16 protein-coding genes are annotated in these 20218 nt (G+C 60.5%); 4 read left to right on the forward strand and 12 right to left on the reverse strand.

Annotated elements, in window-relative coordinates; genetic code table 11:
- Positions 1-49: 49 nt before the first annotated feature.
- The 11 genes from gap to uvrC form a co-directional block, all read right to left on the reverse strand.
- Positions 50-1057: a type I glyceraldehyde-3-phosphate dehydrogenase gene (gene gap / locus GTO91_RS06635; RefSeq protein WP_161256724.1), complete on the reverse strand. Its 1008-nt coding sequence runs from the start codon at positions 1055-1057 to the stop codon at positions 50-52.
- Between the two features lie 181 nt (positions 1058-1238).
- On the reverse strand, positions 1239-2714 hold the full coding sequence (gene rpoN / locus GTO91_RS06640) for an RNA polymerase factor sigma-54 (protein ID WP_161256727.1): 1476 nt from the start codon (positions 2712-2714) through the stop codon (positions 1239-1241).
- Between the two features lie 41 nt (positions 2715-2755).
- Complete coding sequence (locus tag GTO91_RS06645; RefSeq protein ID WP_161256730.1) at positions 2756-3259, reverse strand: acyltransferase; 504 nt, start codon at positions 3257-3259, stop codon at positions 2756-2758.
- Between the two features lie 3 nt (positions 3260-3262).
- Positions 3263-4219, reverse strand: a complete 957-nt coding sequence (gene whiA / locus GTO91_RS06650) for a DNA-binding protein WhiA (RefSeq protein ID WP_161256733.1) — start codon at positions 4217-4219, stop codon at positions 3263-3265.
- 18 nt (positions 4220-4237) lie between these two features.
- Positions 4238-5611, reverse strand: a complete 1374-nt coding sequence (locus tag GTO91_RS06655) for a gluconeogenesis factor YvcK family protein (protein WP_161256736.1) — start codon at positions 5609-5611, stop codon at positions 4238-4240.
- Entirely contained in the window at positions 5608-6513 is a 906-nt protein-coding gene (rapZ, locus tag GTO91_RS06660) for an RNase adapter RapZ (protein ID WP_161256739.1), read from the reverse strand. Before rapZ ends, GTO91_RS06655 begins: the two co-directional genes overlap by 4 nt.
- A gap of 139 nt (positions 6514-6652) precedes the next feature.
- On the reverse strand, positions 6653-8149 hold the full coding sequence (malQ, locus tag GTO91_RS06665; protein ID WP_161256742.1) for a 4-alpha-glucanotransferase: 1497 nt from the start codon (positions 8147-8149) through the stop codon (positions 6653-6655).
- Positions 8146-9717, reverse strand: coding sequence for an alpha-amylase family glycosyl hydrolase (locus tag GTO91_RS06670; protein WP_161256745.1), 1572 nt, complete (start codon positions 9715-9717; stop codon positions 8146-8148). Before GTO91_RS06670 ends, malQ begins: the two co-directional genes overlap by 4 nt.
- Positions 9718-9868: 151 nt before the next feature.
- Entirely contained in the window at positions 9869-10708 is an 840-nt protein-coding gene (locus GTO91_RS06675) for a Cof-type HAD-IIB family hydrolase (RefSeq protein WP_207708982.1), read from the reverse strand.
- Positions 10709-10800: 92 nt separating this feature from the next.
- Positions 10801-11148: a phage holin family protein gene (locus GTO91_RS06680; RefSeq protein WP_161256748.1), complete on the reverse strand. Its 348-nt coding sequence runs from the start codon at positions 11146-11148 to the stop codon at positions 10801-10803.
- 18 nt (positions 11149-11166) lie between these two features.
- Positions 11167-13047 carry an excinuclease ABC subunit UvrC gene (uvrC, locus tag GTO91_RS06685; protein ID WP_161257190.1) on the reverse strand — a complete coding sequence of 627 codons (1881 nt, stop codon included), beginning with the start codon at positions 13045-13047 and terminating at the stop codon, positions 11167-11169.
- 139 nt (positions 13048-13186) lie between these two features.
- On the opposite strand from uvrC, the gene GTO91_RS06690 reads away from it, so the two are divergent.
- From GTO91_RS06690 to GTO91_RS06705, 4 genes are all read left to right on the forward strand, one after another.
- Complete coding sequence (locus GTO91_RS06690; RefSeq protein WP_161256751.1) at positions 13187-14548, forward strand: glucose-6-phosphate isomerase; 1362 nt, start codon at positions 13187-13189, stop codon at positions 14546-14548.
- 131 nt (positions 14549-14679) lie between these two features.
- Positions 14680-15102 carry a divergent PAP2 family protein gene (locus GTO91_RS06695; protein ID WP_161256754.1) on the forward strand — a complete coding sequence of 141 codons (423 nt, stop codon included), beginning with the start codon at positions 14680-14682 and terminating at the stop codon, positions 15100-15102.
- 95 nt (positions 15103-15197) lie between these two features.
- On the forward strand, positions 15198-15527 hold the full coding sequence (locus tag GTO91_RS06700; protein ID WP_161256757.1) for a hypothetical protein: 330 nt from the start codon (positions 15198-15200) through the stop codon (positions 15525-15527).
- Positions 15528-15891: 364 nt separating this feature from the next.
- Complete coding sequence (locus tag GTO91_RS06705; RefSeq protein ID WP_161256760.1) at positions 15892-16968, forward strand: C-type lectin domain-containing protein; 1077 nt, start codon at positions 15892-15894, stop codon at positions 16966-16968.
- Positions 16969-17125: 157 nt separating this feature from the next.
- Here the strand turns inward: GTO91_RS06705 and uvrA are convergent, their stop codons facing one another.
- Positions 17126-19975, reverse strand: a complete 2850-nt coding sequence (gene uvrA, locus GTO91_RS06710; protein ID WP_161256763.1) for an excinuclease ABC subunit UvrA — start codon at positions 19973-19975, stop codon at positions 17126-17128.
- Positions 19976-20218: the final 243 nt, after the last annotated feature.

Consider the following 20218-nt stretch of genomic DNA (forward strand, 5'->3'; position numbering starts at 1 on the left):
TTGGGCCGTCCTGTATCGCCGATGAGAAGGCCGCTGCGCTGAGGCGAAACTACAGCCCTTTGGCGGCCACATAGGTGGCCAGGTCGACCAGGCGGCAGGAGTAGCCGTATTCGTTGTCATACCAGGCGACGATCTTGACCATGTCGCCGTCGATGACCATCGTGGACAAGGCGTCGACGATAGAGGAAAAGGTGGTGCCGTTGAAGTCGCGGGATACGAGGGGAAGCTCGGAGAAGCCCAGGAAGCCTTTCATGGCCCCTTCGGAAGCTGTTTTCAAGGCGGCGTTGACTTCCTCGGCCGTCGTCTTTTTCCGCACATCGACAACCAGGTCGACGACGGAGACGTTCGGCGTCGGCACGCGCATGGCGAAACCGTTCAGTTTGCCTGCCAGTTCAGGGATGACCTTGCCGATCGCCTTGGCGGCGCCCGTCGAGGTGGGCACGATGGACATGGCGGCGGCGCGGGCGCGGCGCAGGTCCTTGTGGGTCTGGTCAAGTATCTTCTGATCGTTCGTATAGGCATGGACGGTCGTCATCAAGCCCTTGATGATGCCGAACTGGTCGTTGAGCACCTTGGCCACAGGGGCCAGGCAGTTGGTGGTGCAGGAAGCGTTGGAGATGATCCGGTGGGCCGCCGGATCATAGGTGTCTTCGTTGACGCCCATGACGACGGTCACATCCTCGTTCTTGGCCGGCGCGGAGATGATCACCTTTTTCGCGCCGCCGCGCAGGTGGGCCGACGCCTTTTCGCCGTCGACGAAAAAGCCCGTCGATTCAATCACGATATCGACCCCTGCGTCCCCCCAGGGAATAAGGGCCGGATCCTTTTGCGCAAAGACCTTGATCGCTTTGCCGTCGATCTCTATGCTGTCACTGCCCACTGCGACCTGTCCTTGGAAGGTGCCGTGAACGGAATCATACTTAAAGAGGTGGGCGTTTGTCTTCGCATCCGTCAAGTCGTTGATGGCGACAATCTCCACTTCCGGGTTGGCAATGGCCACGCGCGCCGCCAGCCGGCCGATGCGACCAAAGCCGTTGATACCGATACGGACTGCCATTCAAAAAATCCTCCTTATTCCAAACCAATGTTCTCGTTGTGCTACCGTTTTAGTCTATTCCACATTCGCTACTTAATTCCTTCCAGCACAAACCGACAACTGTCAACTTTAACCTACGCGAGCTCCACTTTTTCTAAGGCCTACTGCCTACAGGCGCTCGATGTTCACCGGGAAAACCTCGTCAGATGTAGCGCCGGCGCTGGGTTGTCGCCGGAATGCCCAACTCGTCACGGTACTTGGCCACCGTCCGCCTGGACAAGGGGATACCCTGTTCGTTCAGGGCTTCCGCGATCTGCTGGTCGCTCAGCGGATGATGTTTATCCTCCCGATCGATCATTTGCCGGATCAGGGGCTTGATCGTGCCGGACGCCGCCTTTTCCTCACCGGTGGCGGTCCGGACGCCGCTCCCGAAGAAAAACTTCAACTCAAAGAGGCCCCGGGGCGTCTGGGCGTATTTTCCCGCCACAGAGCGGCTCACCGTTGATTCGTGGACGCCTGCCCGCATCGCCACATCGCGCAAGGTCAAGGGTTTTAACCCCGAGAGACCCTGTTCCAAAAAGGGGCGCTGCCATTCCACGATGACGGTGACCACCTTATGTAAGGTCGAACGGCGCTGTTCGATGGCGCGAATCAGCGAAAGGGCGGCGTTCAGCCGATCTTCCACATACTGTTTGGCCTCTGCCGCCGCCCCTTCTTCATGGAGAATTCGGCGGTAGGTCCGGTTGACTGTCAACCGGGGTAGCGCGCCGTCATGGATCAGGATCACATACTCCCCGTCAACCCGTTCCACGATCACATCGGGAAGGATGGGCCGGTTATCCCGTTCACCGCCGTAGGCGACGCCGGGCTTGGGGTCTAGCTCCTTGATCCGGTCCACCATGGCCTGAACCTCGCCCACCGTCACCTTCAGCCGCTGGGCGATGCGGTGGAGCCGTCCGGCGGCCACATCAGGCAGATGCTCCTCCAGGATCCTTTCCAGTTGGGGCGTCGACTGCCCCTGCCGGCGGAGTTGGATGCGCAGGCACTCTGCCAGATCGCGGGCGCCCACGCCTGGCGGGTCGAAGGATTGGACCGTCTCAAGCGCCTCCCGGACGACCTCCTCTTCGACGGCCACAGCCGCGGTGATCTCCGCCGGCGCCATGCGCAGGTAGCCTCTTTCATCGATGTTCCCGATGATATACTCGCCGACGCGGCGGCGCAGACCGTCGGAAACAGCCAGGCGCAGTTGCGATTCCAGGTGTTCCTGCAAGGTTGGCCCTTCTGCCGGCGTCTCCCGCTCAAAGGCGGCGGCTGGGTCCACATCGTCGCGACGCCGCAGTTCTGGGACGCCCGCCTCCCTGTTGAAGAGATCACCCTTCCCTTCAACGGGATCAAACATCGCTTGTTCCGGCGCATCCCCGCCTGGCGCCCCCCTGTCCGGTGTCTCCTGGTGTCTCTCCCGGTCCGGTGACAAGCTTTCCGGCGATGGGCGCTCCCCCGCCACCCCTTCGATTGGACTGTCGACCGCCTCCAGCAAGGGATTTTGGGCCAGTTCCTGTTCCACAAAGAGGGATAACTCCAGCGTATTCATCTGCAGGATCGCAATGGCCTGGCGCAGTTCGGGCGTCATGACCAGTTTTTGCGATTGTTCGATCTGCTGTCCCAATCCAACCCGCAAGGGCCATCACCCCTTGTTCAGTCTGTTCATGCTGTCTGCGCTCACTCCGGAATGGCCGGATAGGCGGGCTGGCGGATGACCCGGGCGGGAACGCCGGCCACGAAGGTGTTGGGCGGCACATCGGCCGTGACGACGGCGCCGGCGGCGACGATAGCGTGATCGCCGATGGACACGCCAGGCAGGATGGTGCTGTTGGCGCCGATGACCACGCCATCGCCGATGCGCACCTCGCCCAGGCGGTACTCCCGCAGCAGGTACTCATGGGCCAGGATGGTCGTGTTGTAACCGATGACACAGTCATTGCCGACGGTGATCAACTCCGGGTGTAGGATGTCCATCATCACCATAAAGGCCACTGAGGCGTCCTTGCCGACGCGCATGCCCAGCAGGCGGTAGAGCCGGTTTTTCAGTTCCAAAAAGGGCACGTACCGGGCCAGCAAAATGACCAGGACGTTGCGCAAGACCCGCCAGAAAGGGACATGGCCGTAGACATGGCGGAGCGAATTCTTACCTGTAACAGGATAGGCGACGGTGCGGCGAGCCATAGGTCAATCCCCCGTTCCGCCGCCCTGCCGGGAAAACTCCTCGGCCAGGCTTTCCAGCCTGCGCAGGCGGTGGTTGACACCCGATTTGCCCACCGGCGGGTTGAGCATTTGCCCCAGTTCCTTGAGGCTGGCGTCGGGAAATTGCAGGCGCAGTTCGGCGATCTCCCGCAGTTGCGGCGGCAGGTTGCCCAGACCGACGCGGCTTTGGACCAGTTGGATCATCTCCGTCTGCCGCAGGGCGGCGTCGACGGTCTTGTTCAGATTGGCTGTCTCACAGTTGACCAGCCGGTTGACCTGGTTGCGCATCCCTTTGACGATGCGCACGTTTTCGAAGTTGAGCAGCGCCGAGTGGGCGCCGATGATGCTCAGCATCTCCACAATCTGTTCGCTTTCCTTCAGGTAGACGATGAACCACCCCTTGCGCTGGCTCACCTTGGCCGTCAGGCCGAAGCGGTGCAGCAGTTCCGAGAGGGTCCGGGCGTGGGTCTCGTCGTTGGTGATGATCTCCAGATGATAGGTCCCTTCGGGGCTGTTTACGGAACCGCCGCCGAGGAAAGCCCCCCGCAGGTAGGCGCGCCGGCAGCACTGCCGTTTCAGCAGTTCCGACGGCGGTTCGAAAGAGAAGATCCCCTGGCTGTCGGTGATCCCCAGTTCCTGCAGGACATCCCTGCCGCCGACGCGGGCCGGCAGGGAGATGACGTAGACGTTGCTCTTTTTCAGCCGCCGCTTGCGGCGGACGAGGATCTGCGTCTGGAGGCCGAAGACGGCTTTGATCAGGCGGAAGATCTTGCGGGCCGAACTGGCGCTCTCCGTGGAGACTGTCAGGGAGACGCCCTGTTCGCCGCTGATCTGCAGCGAGCCGTCCATACGAAAAAGCGCCGCCAACTCCGCCAGTTGGCAGCAGCGGCGGCGGGGCTGGATGCGGGCCAGTTCTTCCTTCGTTTCAACGGAAAAAGACAATTCCTTTCACTCCTGCGCCTAGCCTTCCACACGGTTCTGCCAGGGATGGTGTTGGGGCGACCGGGCCATCTTGCGCCGGTAGAGGAGCCGATCAACCAGCCCCACCCGGTTCTGCCGTTCCCGCTCCCCGATCACCACCGCCATAATCGCCTGGGCCAGCCGGGCAGGATCATGACGGACAAAGTTCTCCTTATTGATCAGGCGGGCGCGTACAACCTTGCAGCCCTGCTTCTCCAGGTACTTGCTGTCGATGACGACCGGCTTCTGCCCTTTTTCTTCATACTTGCGCAACAGCGCCTTGGAGGCGGGCTCCGTGTTGACGATAATCGAATCGACCAGATTGCCGCCGCAGTGCCGGTGGATGGCCGCCACATGACGGGAGGCCGTGAAGCCGTCCGTCTCTCCCGGCTGGGTCATCACATTGCACACGTAGATCTTGGGCGCTGCCGTCTTGCGCAGCGCCTGGACGATGCCGCCGACGAGCAGGTTGGGGATGACGCTGGTAAAGAGGCTCCCCGGGCCGAGGATGATGGCGTCAGCCTCCTGGATCGCCTGCAAGGTCTGCGGGAGGGGAGCGCAATCCGGGGGGTCGAGGTAGACGCGACGGACCCCCTGCCCGTCGGCCGTGATGGCCGTTTCGCCCCGTAGGTGGAGGCCGTCGAGCCGTTCGGCGCAGAGGGTGACGTTGTGCAGGGTCGATGGCAGCACCCGGCCGCGGACAGCCAGGATACGGCTCATCAGATCAACAGCCTTCTCAAAGCCGCCGGCCGTCTGAGCCGCGCCGGCCAACAGCAGATTGCCCAGGTTGTGGCCGATCAACCCGTCTCCCTGGGCGAAGCGGTAGTTGAGCACCCGGTCCATGTCCGATTCCGTGTCCGCCAGGGCGACCAGGCAGTTGCGGATGTCGCCGGGGGCAACCATGCCCAGCTCATCGCGCAACCGTCCCGAACTCCCGCCGTCATCGGAAACGGTGACGATGGCCGTCAGGTTTGATGTGAATTCCTTCAAGCCGCGCAACAGCACCGAGAGCCCCGTCCCGCCGCCGATGACGACGATCTTGGGACCGCGCTCCAGAGAACGGCGGCGGTAGAGCACCTCCACCAGCCGGGCATCCCTCTCCGGCGCCAGCACCTCGAAGATGGAGCGGACCATGGCCATAAAGCCGTAGATGTGCAGGAAAAGTCCGATCGCGAAAATGAAGGCCCCCAGACCTGCCATCGCCCCGTGATCGTAGGCGCGGGACAACTGGCGCAGGCTGTTTTCCAGGTATCCGAAAAACTCGCCGTCAAAAAACAGCGAGATGCTCGTCCCCGTCAGGATCAGCCCGAGAAAGGAAAGGGCCATCCATCGCTTCACTTTTAACCCGGGGTAAAACCACATGAGCCACTTCACGTACCCTCGCCGCCTCCTCGGTCTTTGTCGATATCCCTGTGTTTGACGGTGATGGCGTAGTCCTCATCGGCCAGCGCCGCCGCCAGACGGTTGGCAAGGGTGACCGACCGGTGTTTTCCACCGGTGCACCCGATACCGACGACCAGGTGGCTTTTGCCTTCTTTCGTATAGTGGGGGAGCAAAAAGCGCAACAGCGAGTAGTACTTGCGCATAAAGACCTTGGTTGTCGGCGACGAGAGCACGTACTCCTGAACCGGTTCGTCATTGCCGGTCAGGTGGCGCAGCGTCGGCTCATAGAAGGGGTTCGGCAAAAAGCGAACATCCATCAGCAGGTCGGCGTCGCGGGGCGTGCCGTACTTGTAGCCGAAGGAGATGATGGTGATCCGCAACTGGGAGTGGCGGGCGTCCTTGCCGAAGAGTTCGAAGACCTGATTCTTCAACTGCTGCGCCGAGAGGTCTGATGTGTCGATGACCTTGTCGGCCCGTCCCCGCAGGTCGGCCAGCATCTGCCGCTCCAGTTTGATGCTGTCGAAGATGCGGGCGTCTCCGGAAAGGGGATGGCGGCGCCGCGATTCCTTGTACCGCCGGATGAGCGCCTCATCAGAGGCCTCCAGAAAAAGGATCTCGCACTGGATCCCCTGGGCGCCCAGTTGGTGCAAACCATCGCTCAGGGAGTCAAAAAACTCGCCGCCCCGGATGTCGATGACCAGGGCGATTTTCGCGATCTTGCCCTTCGAGTGAACGATCAGTTCGCCGAATTTCGGCAATAGGTTCGGCGGCAGGTTGTCGACGCAAAAAAAGCCGAGATCCTCCAGGGCGCGGATGGCCTGCGACTTGCCGGCGCCGGAGAGGCCGGTGATGATCACCATCTGAATGGCGGGCTTTTCGGATCCTTTCTCCATGGCGTCCCCCTACATTTCGCGCGGATCTGGCGCCGCAGTTTTTGATCGCTACAGGCTATTGTATCATATGTTGTCCCGCAAAGTTTACCGCCCTTTTTGTCAAAAAAAGCAGTTGGGGGAACCTCCCGGCGGTTCCCTTTTATCTCCCGTACAGTTTTGTCAACCAGGCCAGTTTGGACACCGTCGATTCCGCCAACCGGTCCCACTGGAAGCGCCAGCGCCAGTTCCCTTCCAGGGTTCCGGGATAATTCATCCGATGCTCCGTCCCCAACCCCAGCACATCCTGCATGGGGACGATGAAGGCGTCCGCCACCGAGGCCAGACCGAGGCGGATAAAATCCCAGCCGATGTCGCTGCCGTCGGTGTTCATGTATTCGAGCGCCCTTTTCCGGTCCTCCGGCGAGGCCGCATGGAACCAACCGAGGGTCGTGTCATTGTCATGGGTGCCCGTGAAAACGACGCAGTTGTGGGGGTAGCGGAAGGGGATAAAGGCATTTCCGTTTGCATCACCGGAATCAAAAGCGAACTGCAAGAGCTTGATGCCGGGAAAACCGAACTGTTCCCGCAAATCGATCACCTCGGGGGTGATCACGCCCAGGTCCTCGACGATAATGGGCAGGTCGCCGAGAGCCGCCTTCAAGGCCGTAAAGAGGGCGGCGCCGGGCCCTTTGCGCCAGCGCCCGTTTCTGGCCGTCTCTTCCCCGTACGGGATGGCGTAATAGGCCTCGAAACCGCGGAAGTGATCGATGCGCACGATGTCGACCATACGCAGGGCGTGGCGGAGGCGACGGATCCACCAGGCATAGCCCGTCTGTGCGTTCCGCTCCCAATCGTAGACGGGATTTCCCCACAGTTGGCCGTTCTCATTGAAGTAATCGGGCGGCACACCGCCTACCTCCCGGGGTCGGGAGCACTCATCCAGTTGGAAAATATCCCGCTGTCCCCACGTGTCGGCGCTGTCCATGGCCACGTAGATGGGCAGGTCGCCGATAATGCGGATGCCCCGGCTCTTGGCGTACTCGCGGAGTTGGCGCCACTGCCGGAAAAATAGATACTGGACAAAGCGGTGATAATCGATCTCCTTCGCCTGCTCCTGACGGAAACAGGCCAACGCCTGCGCTTCCGACCGGGCATACTCGGCGGGCCAATCCAGCCAGGACCGTTCCCCGAAATGCCGCTTCAGCGCCCGGTAGCAGGCGTACTCTTCGAGCCATTCTACCTGTTCGCCGCAGAATTGACGAAACTCCGATTGGTCATAGGATCGTTGGAGAAAGCGGCCATAAGCCCTGCGGAGAAACCGCTCGCTCTCCCCTTCGGCCCGTTCAAAATCGGCCTGTTGCGGCGGTGACGCCGGTTCCGGCGGCAGTTCTTCCTTTTCTAACAGCCCTTCTTCAAACAACAGCTCGGGGCTGATCAAAAGGGGGTTGCCGGCGAAGGCAGACAGCGCCGAATAGGGCGAATGGCCGAAACCGGTCGGTCCCAGGGGCAGCACCTGCCAAAGGGTCTGACCGGACGCCGCCAGGAAATCGACAAATCGCCGGGCTTCCAAGCCGAGTGTGCCCGAGCCGTGCCGGCCCGGCAGAGAGGTCGGGTGCAATAGCACCCCGCTGGCCCGCCGGGGAAAAAGTGCGCTCATCTCTCTTCCCTCACTTCCAAAATCAAGGACTGAAGGGGCTTCAGAAAGAGGGCAACCCTCCGGTTTTGGGCTGGGTAGGGGTCCAGGCGGATCGGCGGACCCTCTTCTAGGAGATCGATCAATTGTCCGCCGCCGGCGGCGCAGGCTTCCATCACCTCCGGGGGCACTTCGAACTCCAACCGCTCCCCCGGCGATTCAGCGTTAAAGTTGATGACCACGATGGCCATGGCATCTCCCTTCCGCCGGAGAAAAGCTGTCGCCTTACGGCTGCTGACAGCGATGAAGCGGATCTCGTCGCCGTGCAGAAAGGCTTTGGCGCTGCGGATGGCGAGGACATGACGGTACCAGGACGCCAGCGTTCGGTTGGCCGAAAAATCGATGGGCCGGAAATTCGCTTCAAAGTTGCCTTCAAAGAGCGGCGGCCGGAAGGCGGCGCCGTTCTCCTGCCCGGCATAGACCATGGGCACGCCCGGCAGGGTGAGCGCCAGGAGCACAGGCGGTTTCGAACGCTCCACCCCACCATAGGTCACGACGGTGCGGGGCTCGTCATGGTTTTCCGTGTAACGGATCATCCGGTGTCCCGGGAGGTAAGCGCCCCTTTCCCACTCGATCTTGTTTCGAATATATTGCACCTCATAATAGGGATCGTTGTGCCGTACGTCTTCGTGCAGGCTTTTCAGTTGGTTGTAAAGTTCGAAGGCGTAGATGCCGTCAAAGCCGGCTGACAACAGGTCGGCCATCCGTTCGTAGGCCTCGGCGATGAAGACGACCTCCGCCTTGATCGCTTTGACGCGTGGGATCGCCTCTCGCCAGAAATCGAGCGGGACCCAGTGGGCAAAATCACAACGATAGCCGTCAATGTCAAACTCCCGAACCCAGTATTCGAGGACGCCGGCCATGAACGCCCACATGGCCCGGCGATTTTCATCGTTATCATAGACCAGCCGGCGGGCGTTCGGTTTTCCCTCGACAGGAATCCCGTAGTTCAGGTCGGCCGTGTCCCACCAGTCGCTTGATGGCGGAATCGGTCGGGAATCGTCATCCCACAAAAACCATTCGGGGTGGTAGCCGCCCTTTTCCGGCGGATTGGCAGGGTCAAGGAGGATGTTGTCCGGGGCGCAGTGGTTGCCCACGAAATCGAGGAGCACGCGCAAACCGTTGGCATGGGCTTCATCGACCAACTCGCGAAACTGCCGCTTGGCCCTTTCGGCCAAAACGGCCTCCTCTTGATCGGTCGCAGTGCTCCAGTCGGTTGCCGTGCTCCGGCAGGTCGCCGTGTGCGGGCCTGTTGCTTCGTCCGCGTAAGGGTTCCCTTCCGTCTCCGCCAGTTCCGGGGCGACAGACAGATAATCACGGATCGCATAGGGAGACCCGGAAAGGCCTTTGCGGTATTTTCGCGTGATAGGATGAATCGGCAACAGGTACAGGGTATTGACGCCGAGCGATTTGATCCGAGGCAAGTCGCGTTGAATATCGCGCAACGTGCCGAATTGCCGGTCCGTCATGCCGTACACCCTGGGGTAGATCTGATAGATGATGGCGGATGTGAACCATTTGGGCCTTCCCATGGAATCACACTCCTCGTCTGTTACGTTCGACCCGATTCCAGTTATATCCTTCCCAATCCCATGAATCGAACGCAGAAAAAGCCCGACCTATCCGGCTCGTCAATAAAAAAAACGGGGCGTCTCCCGCAAGGATAACCCCATTTTCCGGCGATCATGTGTCTGCTTTTTCTGTCAGCGCCCAGCGACACAGGGCCGCGGCAACGCCATCCTCTTCATTGGAAGGGGCCACCCAGCCGGCATGGCGCTTCACCTCTTCTGGCCCATTGCCCATGACAACGCCGAGGCCGGCGTATTCGAGCATATCCATGTCGTTGTAGGAATCGCCAATCACCATAACGGCCTCACGGGAAATGCCCAAGCGTTCAGCCAGAAAAGCCAGGGCGGAACCCTTGCCGCTCCAAGGGTTCATAAACTCCAAGTAAAAAGGTTTTGAGCGCGTCACATAGAGCCGGTCGCCCCACCGTTGACGGCAGGGTTCCACCAGCGCAGCCATCCGCTCCGGTTCGCCGATGGCCAGGATTTTCGTCGGCAACGCCCCTTCCAGGAGACGGCGCTGGTCTCTGACGAGCGTCGCCGGCACCCGGGCCAGGCCCATGTATCCCAAGGCCTCTTCCCCCACCTTCTCCACGTGCAGGTGGTCGTCTACATAGATGTTGACATGCAGACCTTCGCTTCGCAAAAAATCGAAGACCTCAAGGGCCAAGTCCTGCGGGACGGGGTGGTGCAAGAGCACCTCACCCGTCGCACTGTCCTTGATCATCGCCCCCTGGTAGACGATCAACGGCAGGTCAAGGTCCAACTGGCGGGCATAGGGGAGGGTGGCGCGAAACATGCGGCCCGTCGCCAGCGTGACGGCTATGCCCTGCCGCCGGGCCTGGGCGATGGCTTGTTGCACCGGCAGGGAAATGCGCAAGTCAGGCGTCAGCAGCGTGTCATCCACGTCGATGGCTACGAGTTTTATCGTCTGTTCCATCTGTTCCGTCGGTTCCACCAAAGGCTCCTCCTTATGCGGCGTCGCGCTTGTTACTCCGGCGACACGCCAAGTCGCGGTTTAGATAAATGCATAGTGATAGAAGCATACGATTAAGATTCATCCCGGACGAACCAACTGAAAAGTGTGCTGAACAGGGAGATCAACAGCGCTCCGAAAAAAGCGGCGCCGAAGCCGGACACCTCAAACCCGCGCACCAACCCGCTGACCATCCAGAGCATGAACCCGTTGATGACCAGGGTAAAGAGCCCCAGCGTGAGCAGGCTGATCGGCAGCGTCAACACAAAGATGATCGGACGAATGACGGCGTTGACGATCCCGAGGACGAGGGCGGCAAACAGCGCCGGCACGATGCCCGCGATCTTGATCCCCGGGATGAACAGCGCCGCCAGGGCCAAAGCAAGAGTATTCAAGAGCCATCGTAGAATCAGCGAATTCATCTTTTCCCTCCAGTTTTTTTAGCCTTTTGCGGATTCAGTGGAACGCTGTAACGCTGCAAGCACCCGTTCTGCCAGTTCCTCCGTCATCCCCTCCACCGCCGCCAACTGGGCCACCGTAGCGGCGGCGATCGCCTTCACAGAGCCGAAGTGCCGCAGGAGCGCCGTCCGCCGTTTCGGGCCGATGCCGGCGATGCCGTCCAGGGCAGACGCCGTCTGCGCCTGGGCGCGCAGTTGCCGGTGGTAGGTGATGGCGAAGCGGTGCGCCTCGTCGCGAATGCGCTGGATCAGGTAGAGCGCCCGCGAACCCCTCGGGAGGATGATCGGTTCGGGGTTGTTTTCATGAAAGAGCCACTCATTCTCCTTCGCGAGGCCGTAGGTGGTGATGTAATCGTAACCCACGCCGGCCATCGCCTCCCGAGCCGAACTGAGCTGCCCCTTGCCGCCGTCGACGATGACCAGATCGGGCAAGGTGGCGAATTTGGCGCTCATCGGGTCGAGCCGGCCGGCGTCGACTTCGTGGGCCTCCTCGCGGGCTCGGGAAAAGCGCCGGGTGAGCACCTCGGCCATGGAGGCAAAGTCATTGGGTCCCTCCACCGTCTTGATGCGGAAGCGCCGGTAATCGGACTTCTTCGGCGCCCCGCCCTCAAAGACGACCATGGAGGCGACCGATTCCTTGCCCATCGTGTTGGAGATATCGAAACATTCGATCCGCCAGGGCGGCTCGTCGAGGCCGAGGAAGCGTTGCAGGTCGAGGACAGCCTCTTCGGTCATCGATTTCTTCCGTTGCTGCTCATTCTGCAGTTGTTCCAGCGTGAGCAGCGCGTTTTTAGCGACCATCTCGATCAGTTTCAACTTGTCGCCGCGCTTGGGCACGCGGATCTCCACGCGCCCCTGCCGTTTTTCCCGCAAGAACCGGGCGATCAGTTCCTCCTCCTCGGCCGACTCGATCGGTTCTTGGAGCAGGATCTCCCGGGGCACGAAATCGCTGCGGCTGTAGTACTGCTTGACGAAGGCGGTGATCACCTCGGAGCGGTCCAACTCGTCGGTGCCCTCGATGATGTAGTGTTCCCGGCCGATCAACTTGCCGCCGCGGATGAAGAAGATCTGGACACAAACCTGGTTAAAGCCGCGGGCCATGGCGATCACATCCTGATCGGCCATGTCGACGGAGACGACCTTTTGCTTCTCCATCACCTGTTCCAGCGCCCGGATGCGGTTGCGCAGCGTCGCCGCCCGCTCGAACTCCAGGTTTTCCGCCGCCTCCTCCATCTCGGCTTGGAGTCGCTTGCGCAGTTCGTCCTCCTTCCCCTCCAAGAAGGCGACGATGTTGCCGATGATCGCCATGTACTCCTGCCGGGGGACGCGTCCCGCGCAGGGGGCGAGGCAGCGGCCGATGTGGTGGTTGAGGCAGGGGCGCTGGCGCCGATCCAACTCGCGACGCGAACAAGTCCGCAAGGGAAAAAGGGTGCGCAGCAGTTCCACCGTCTCCCGGACCGCTCCTGCCGAGGTGTAAGGGCCGAAGTACTTGGCGCCGTCCTTCTCCAATCGCCGCGTGATCAAGAGCCGGGGGTAGGTTTCCTGTAAGGTCACCTTCAGGTAAGGGTAGGTTTTGTCATCGCGCAGCATAATGTTGTAGCGCGGCTTATGTTCCTTGATCAGGTTGCACTCCAGGATCAGCGCTTCCAGTTCCGAATCGGTGACGATCGTCTCCAGGTCGCGGATGCGGGCCACCAGCGCCTGGGTCTTCGCATTCAGGTTGCGGGCCGACTGGAAGTAGGAGCGCACCCGGTTCTTCAGGTTGATCGCCTTGCCCACATAGATCACCTGACCGGCCTCATCCTTATACAGGTAGACGCCAGGCTTCTCGGGCAGACTCTTCAATTTTTCCTGCAAAGCGATATGCAAGTCGAGTTCACCTCATGCTTATGATAGCACAATCATTAAAAAATGGTTATCCACAAGGATCTCGACATACCGTTCACGAACATGGCAAATACTTCTATTCATTCTATTATTGACTGACGAAGGAGGTTTTTCCTTGTCTTCTCTCCGACTGGACCTCGCCTACTCTACCGTCGAATCGGCCATCGGCGCTTTGGAAGGTCCCATCCGCCAAGCCCATGACCTGCTGCATAACAGAACCGGCGCCGGCAGTGAATTCACCGGCTGGCTGCAACTGCCCGAGACCTTTGACCGTTCCGAGTTTGACCGCATCGTCGACGCCGCCGCCCGCATCCGCGCCTCCTCCGATGTGTTGCTCGTCATCGGCATCGGCGGTTCCTACCTAGGCGCCCGCGCGGCCATCGACATGCTCAGCCACAGCTTTCACAACCAGCTTGCCCGCTCCCGCCGCCCCGGGTGCGCCATCCTCTTCGCCGGTCACAACATCAGTTCCGCCTACCTGAGCGACCTCTTCGACATCCTCGAAGGCAAGGATGTCTCCGTCAACGTTATCTCCAAGTCCGGCACGACGACCGAACCGGCCATCGCCTTTCGCCTGATCCGCCAGTGGATGGAGAAAAAGTACAGCCCTGACGAGGTTCGCCGTCGTATCTTCGCCACCACCGACCGTGCCAAAGGCGCCCTCAAGCGCCTCGCCGACGAACAGGGCTATGAGACCTTCGTCGTCCCCGACGATGTGGGCGGGCGCTACTCGGTCCTCACCGCCGTCGGCCTGCTGCCCATCGCCGCCGCCGGCATCGACATCTCCGCCCTGATGGCGGGCGCCCGCGACGCCATGGCCGAGTACGCCGCCCCCTCCCTGGCGGCCAACGCCTGCTACCGCTACGCCGCCGCCCGCAACGCCCTCTACCGGCAGGGGAAACAGGTGGAACTCTTTGTCGCCTACGAGCCGTCGCTCCAACACCTGGCCGAGTGGTGGAAACAACTCTACGGCGAAAGCGAGGGCAAGGAAGGCAAGGGCATCTTCCCGGCGTCGGTCCTCTTTTCCACGGACCTGCATTCGATGGGGCAATACATTCAGGACGGCCTGCGCATGCTAATGGAAACGGTCGTCCGTTTCGACAAGCCCCGTCGGGAACTGGCAATCCCTCTGGCCGATGATGACAGCGACGGGCTCAACTTCCTCGCCGGCAAGACCGTCGATTTCGTCAACCAGAAGGCCTTCGCCGGCACCCTTCTCGCCCATGTGGACGGCCAAGTTCCCAACATGATCATCTCCGCCCCGGAACAGAACGCCTACCACCTGGGCCAACTGTTCTACTTCTTCGAAAAAGCCTGCGGCGTCAGCGGCTACCTGCTCGGCGTCAACCCCTTCGACCAGCCGGGCGTCGAGTCCTACAAGCGCAACATGTTCGCCCTGCTCGGCAAACCCGGCTTTGAGGCGGAAAAAAACGCCCTGGAGGCGCGTTTGCCAGCGAGTATTGCAGGTCATCCTTAGAAGCGTTGCCTTTAGTTGGCATTGGGACACTGAAAACGACAAAGAACAAGATGTCGAAGTCATGGTCGTGAAGCGTTGATGTTGGTCATGACTTCGTGCCCCGCCACACCACGCAACGACGGGGGATAACAATGACAACACCGCTCGTCTACTCCACACTCTTCGCCGTGCTCCTGGCCCAGGCCATCAAATTCGTCCGCGAGTCCATCCAGCACCGCCAGATCCTCTGGTCTCGCTTTTTCGAACCGGGCGGCATGCCAAGCTCCCATACAGCCCTTGTCGTCTCCCTCTTCACTGGCGTGGCCCTGCGGCAAGGTATCTACTCCGACCTTTTCGCCGCCACAGCCGCCATCGGCGCCGTCGTCATCTTCGACGCCATGGGCATCCGCCGCTCCGCCGGCGAGCACGCCAGAACGATTAACTGGATCCTCGTCTTCCTTCGCATCCGTCGCGGCGAAGATGTTCCTTTGAAAGAGCGGCTCGGCCATTCTCCGCCGGAGGTCCTGGCGGGCGCGGTTCTGGGGTTCCTTGTCGCATGGGCGGCAGGAATGTAATCTCTTACTGGTGAAGTCTGTGAAAGAACTACCAAGCTCTGCTTGTACGCTCTATAATTATAGCTAACAGGAGCGACGGGAGTGAGGTGGAACCCATGGACCGCTTGAATGAAATATTCCAAGCCCTGCGGTTTGCTTTCACAGAACCTCTGGCCGACCAGATCCACGTCCAATGGATGTCTTTTCAACTGAGCTTAAAAGAATTCTTTTACCTCAGCCTCACGCTGTACTTTGTCGCCGGTGTCGTCGTGGGATTTCTCTATGCCCGATATCGCTACCGCCCACAGAAGAAAACGATAGCCCAATCTGGGATGCCCCTTACCCATCCCACAGCGATGTCCCCACGGGAAGCGCATGTGAAGAGCAAGGGTGAACTAAAACATATCCTTGACGAGGTTTCCGCTACGGAAGACACAGACGATTAAGGCTACCCCCCATCCCTCACGGATGGGGGGTTTTTTGCGCATTCTCATGCCCTGTTCTAAAACAATCGAGGTACATATTTGTTCTCGCGCAAGAATATATAGTGGCAGGAGCTTAAAGCTCTAGAAAAAAATTCAAGTTCGATTTTGGGGGGTGAGAAAGCACTCAGGGGTATACTTCGGCTTCATGTTCGAACAAGCTTTTTTAGCTCTTGTCCGATCAATTCTATTGCGTTTTTTTCACGTGTTTTGAACTAGAGCCAAGCATACTCTTGAGTGACAGAGAGTCCATCCATCTAACGCGCCTCGCAAGGAACAAAAGCACCCCGCAAAAAATCTAAAGAAAACAGGGAGGGCATCCACGAAGATGAACAACTTATTAAAGAGCTGGAAATCCCGCGCCTTGGCATCGGCTGTCATGATCGCGTCGCTGATCCTGCCGAACGCGGCCTTTGCCGTCGACCGCGCGCAACCGCTTCCAAAAGCGCCGCTGCAAACCCAAGACATCAACTTCTTTGGCTGGGTCACGGGCAAGGTTGCTGTTGATCCGTTCGGTGGACATACCTACGGTCTTTTTGACGATGACATCAATGTCGCCCATGCCAAATCCATCGCCGAATCTCTCGGCGGCCACTTGGCCCGGATCGACTCGGCCCAGGAACAGGACTTCATCCACACGCTGATGCAGAAGGGGAACAAAAACTTCTACTGGCTTGGCGCCCTCGGAAGAACCCCGGGAATGAACAACGCGTTCTTCTGGCTTCCTGCCAACAGTTATCCTGCGGCTACGATCGATTACGCCGATTGGGCCCCCGGTGAGCCCAATGACCGCGGCGGAGAGGACTTTATCGCCATCAGCAAGGAGAACAGCCAATGGTATGACCTGTTCGGACGCCAAAACGAACTGCGTGACAGTGGTCAGACCAAATTCGGCTATATCGTAGAATGGGAATTCACCTACCGGCCGTCGGTTGAGCAACCCTCCGTGCGCGACAACCTGAACGGCAGCCCAACCTTTGCACATACCTATTTCCTCTATGACATTTCTCGGGACACCGATTTCCCAATGGATGGTAACAACAACTTCGCGCAAGCCCAACAGTTCGCCGTGGCAAAGGGCGGTTACCTGGCCACGATTCAGTCGGAACATGAAAGAAACATCACCAAGTTCCTGCTGGCCCTTGGAAAACGGAGCGCCTACTGGCTCGGCGCCACCGACCGCTTAAACGGGACTTGGAACTGGATCAACCCGAACGGCACGCTGGGCGCCGCTTTTGGCCCGTGGGAAGCTAATTATTTTATCAACGATGACCAAGGTGGCGAACATTATCTGCAAGTCCTCAATAACCGTAAATCCCCCGACACGATCGGTCTGTGGAATGACGCCTACGGCGGCTACTCCAATAACGTCGGCCTGATTGTTGAAAGAAACGAACTCCGCTAACAAGCGGTCCCTTTCGGACCCGGCGCTCAAGCGCCGGGTCTTCCTCTTTCGTGCCCTGGAAAAGGGACTCCCTAATAGAATCGCCCCTATAAGTGAACACAGCCGACCCTATTGATTTGGGTCGGCCTTGCTTCTTCTGTTATTTATCCTTGCTCTGCTAAAATGCCGAGTCCACCGGCATCCCCGGCTTCCGCCGCAGCACCTTTTCCAAAAACCGCCCCGTATGGGAGACCGCTGACTGGGCGATCTCCTCCGGCGTGCCGACCGCCACGATGGCGCCGCCGCCGTCGCCGCCCTCGGGACCCAGGTCGACGATGTAGTCGGCCGTCTTGATCACATCCAGGTTGTGCTCGATGACGAGCACCGTGTCGCCGGCGTCAACGAGCCGCTGCAAAACGCCGAGCAAGCGGTCGATATCAGCGATGTGCAGGCCTGTCGTCGGCTCATCGAGGATGTAGAAGGTTTTGCCGTTGGATCGGCGGGACAACTCCGTCGCCAACTTGACCCGCTGGGCCTCGCCGCCGGAGAGGGTCGTCGCCGGCTGACCGAGGCGGATATAGCCGAGACCCACGTCCTGGAGCGTCTGCAGTTTGCGGGCGATCTTGGGGATATTCCGGAAAAACTCCAATGACTCGTCGACAGTCATGTCGAGGACGTCGGCGATGGAGCGGCCCTTGTAGCGGACCTCAAGCGTCTCCCGGTTGTAGCGCTTGCCTTTGCAGATCTCGCAGGGGACGTAGACGTCCGGCAAAAAGTGCATCTCGATCTTGATGATGCCGTCGCCCTTGCAAGCCTCGCAGCGGCCGCCGCGCACGTTGAAGGAGAATCGGCCCGGGCGGTAGCCGCGCATCTTCGACTCCGTTGTCTGGGAAAAGAGGTCGCGGATGGCGTCAAAGACGCCCGTGTAGGTGGCCGCGTTGGAGCGCGGCGTCCGGCCGATGGGCGATTGGTCAATGTCGATGACTTTGTCCAGGTGTTCGAGCCCCCGGATCGCCCGGTGCGCCCCTGGTTTGCTCCTAGCGCCGTTCAGTTCGGCCGCCAGGGCTTTGTGCAGGATCTCGTTGACCAGCGTCGACTTGCCGGAGCCGGACACGCCGGTCACACAGGTGAAGACGCCCAAGGGGAAGCGGACATCGATCTCCTTCAGGTTGTTCTCACAGGCGCCAAGCACCTCGACCCACTTGCCGTTGGGCTCGCGGCGCTTTTCCGGCACCGGGATGAACTTGCGGCCGGACAGGTACTGGCCTGTCAGGGAACGGGGCTCCTCCATGATCACCGGCAGCGGCCCCTCGGCGATGATCTGGCCGCCGTGAGCGCCGGCGCCGGGACCGATGTCAATGATATGGTCGGCCGCCAACATGGTGTCCTCATCGTGCTCGACGACGATCAGCGTGTTGCCCAGGTCGCGCAGCCGCTGCAAGGTGGCGAGCAGTCGCTCGTTGTCGCGCTGGTGCAGGCCGATGGAGGGCTCGTCCAGGATGTAGAGGACACCCATCAGGCCCGAACCGATCTGGGTGGCCAGGCGGATGCGCTGGGCCTCGCCGCCGGAGAGGCTGCCCGCCGAGCGGGCCAGCGTCAGGTACGTCAGTCCCACGTTGACGAGGAAGCCGAGGCGCTCGCGGATCTCTTTCAGGATCTGGCGGGCGATGATCATCTCCCGCTCGCTCAGGTCGATGTCGGTGAAGAAGCGCAGCGCTGCCGCTACGGACATCTCTGTCAGTTGGTGGATGTTTTTGCCGCCGACAAGCACGGCCAGGCTCTCCGGCTTCAGGCGGGCGCCCTTGCAGGCCGGGCAGGGCTTCTGGCCCATGTACTCTTCGATGTCTTCGCGGGACCAGTCGGACTGGGTCTCTTTATAGCGCCGCTCCAGGTTGGTGACGACGCCTTCATAGGTGGTCTCAAAGCTGCGCCGCTCGCCGTCGTAGTTGGTGAACTGGACGCGGATCTTCTCCTTGCCCCCGCCGTAGAGGATCAGCTTCTGGATCTCCGGCGGCAGGTCCTTGAAGGGCGTATCGGTAGAGAAGTCGTGCAACTCAGCCAGGGCCTTCAGCATCTGGGGGATGTAGGCCGAGTTCATCCGCGCCCAGGGGACGAGCGCCCCCTCGTCGATGCTCTTCGTCGGATCGGGCACGACAAGGTCCGGATCGACTTCCATCTGCACGCCCAGGCCGGTGCAGTTCGGGCAGGCGCCATAGGGGGCGTTGAAGGAGAAGATGCGCGGCTCGATCTCGCCGACAGAGATGCCGCAGTCGGCGCAGGCGAAGTTCTGGGAGAAGGTGAACTCCTTCTCGCCCATGAAATCGACGACGGCCAAGCCCTCGGAGAGGTTCAGCGCCGTCTCCAGCGAGTCGGCCAGGCGGGTGGCGATGTCGGCCTTGAGGATGATGCGGTCGACGACGACCTCGATGGTGTGCTTCTTGTTCTTCTCCAGCTTCACCTCTTCGGTGGCGTCCATCACCTGGCCGTTGACGCGCATGCGCACATAGCCGTTTTTGCGGATGTCTTCGATGACCTTGACATGTTCGCCCTTTTTGCCGCGCACCAGCGGCGCCAGGATCTGCAACCGCGTTCCTTCAGGATGCGCCAGGATCTGATCGACCATCTGCTCCACCGTCTGCTGGCGAATCGGCTGGCCGCACTTGGGACAGTGGGGCCGGCCCACCCGGGCGAAGAGCAGCCGCAGGTAGTCGTAAATCTCCGTCACCGTGCCGACGGTGGAACGGGGGTTTTTCGATGTCGTCTTCTGATCGATGGAGATGGCCGGCGACAAACCTTCTATATAGTCCACGTCCGGCTTGTCCATCTGGCCGAGGAACTGGCGGGCATAGGCCGACAGGGACTCCACGTAGCGGCGCTGCCCCTCGGCATAGATCGTGTCAAAAGCGAGAGAGGACTTCCCCGAACCGGAAAGGCCGGTGACGACGACCAACCGGTCCCTTGGGATGTCCACATCAATGTTCTTCAGGTTATGGGCGCGGGCCCCGCGGACCCGGATCTGATCCATCATAATACCTCCGGCTTCCCCCTTAATCTCCGTCAAAAAGTGCGATAGCGGGCGCCGGCCCGCTCTTTTTTACTGTTTCTGATTATAGCATAAAGGAAGCGGACTTGCCGATGGATCGCCCTCCCCTTCCCTGACACTTTTCGGAACCGCCCGGAACCGGCCCGAACCACCCTTACCCGTCTGTCCGGCCACGCGCCCCCCGGCGCGCCATTTTTTTCCCCCATCATTGTTACCTTCCATTTTCTC

It is taken from the genome of Heliomicrobium undosum, from assembly GCF_009877425.1.
Classification (GTDB): Bacteria; Bacillota; Desulfitobacteriia; order Heliobacteriales; family Heliobacteriaceae; genus Heliomicrobium; species Heliomicrobium undosum.

What these genes read in the sequence shown, in the direction of transcription:
- GTO91_RS06700 (WP_161256757.1), top strand. Translation starts at nt 15,198, where the DNA reads ATGGACCGCTTGAATGAAATATTCCAAGCCCTGCGGTTTGCTTTCACA.
- GTO91_RS06695 (WP_161256754.1), top strand. Translation starts at nt 14,680, where the DNA reads ATGACAACACCGCTCGTCTACTCCACACTCTTCGCCGTGCTCCTGGCC.
- gap (WP_161256724.1), bottom strand. Translation starts at nt 1,057, where the DNA reads ATGGCAGTCCGTATCGGTATCAACGGCTTTGGTCGCATCGGCCGGCTG.
- GTO91_RS06670 (WP_161256745.1), bottom strand. Translation starts at nt 9,717, where the DNA reads ATGGGAAGGCCCAAATGGTTCACATCCGCCATCATCTATCAGATCTAC.
- malQ (WP_161256742.1), bottom strand. Translation starts at nt 8,149, where the DNA reads ATGAGCGCACTTTTTCCCCGGCGGGCCAGCGGGGTGCTATTGCACCCG.
- uvrA (WP_161256763.1), bottom strand. Translation starts at nt 19,975, where the DNA reads ATGATGGATCAGATCCGGGTCCGCGGGGCCCGCGCCCATAACCTGAAG.
- GTO91_RS06705 (WP_161256760.1), top strand. Translation starts at nt 15,892, where the DNA reads ATGAACAACTTATTAAAGAGCTGGAAATCCCGCGCCTTGGCATCGGCT.
- rapZ (WP_161256739.1), bottom strand. Translation starts at nt 6,513, where the DNA reads ATGGAGAAAGGATCCGAAAAGCCCGCCATTCAGATGGTGATCATCACC.
- GTO91_RS06645 (WP_161256730.1), bottom strand. Translation starts at nt 3,259, where the DNA reads ATGGCTCGCCGCACCGTCGCCTATCCTGTTACAGGTAAGAATTCGCTC.
- GTO91_RS06680 (WP_161256748.1), bottom strand. Translation starts at nt 11,148, where the DNA reads ATGAATTCGCTGATTCTACGATGGCTCTTGAATACTCTTGCTTTGGCC.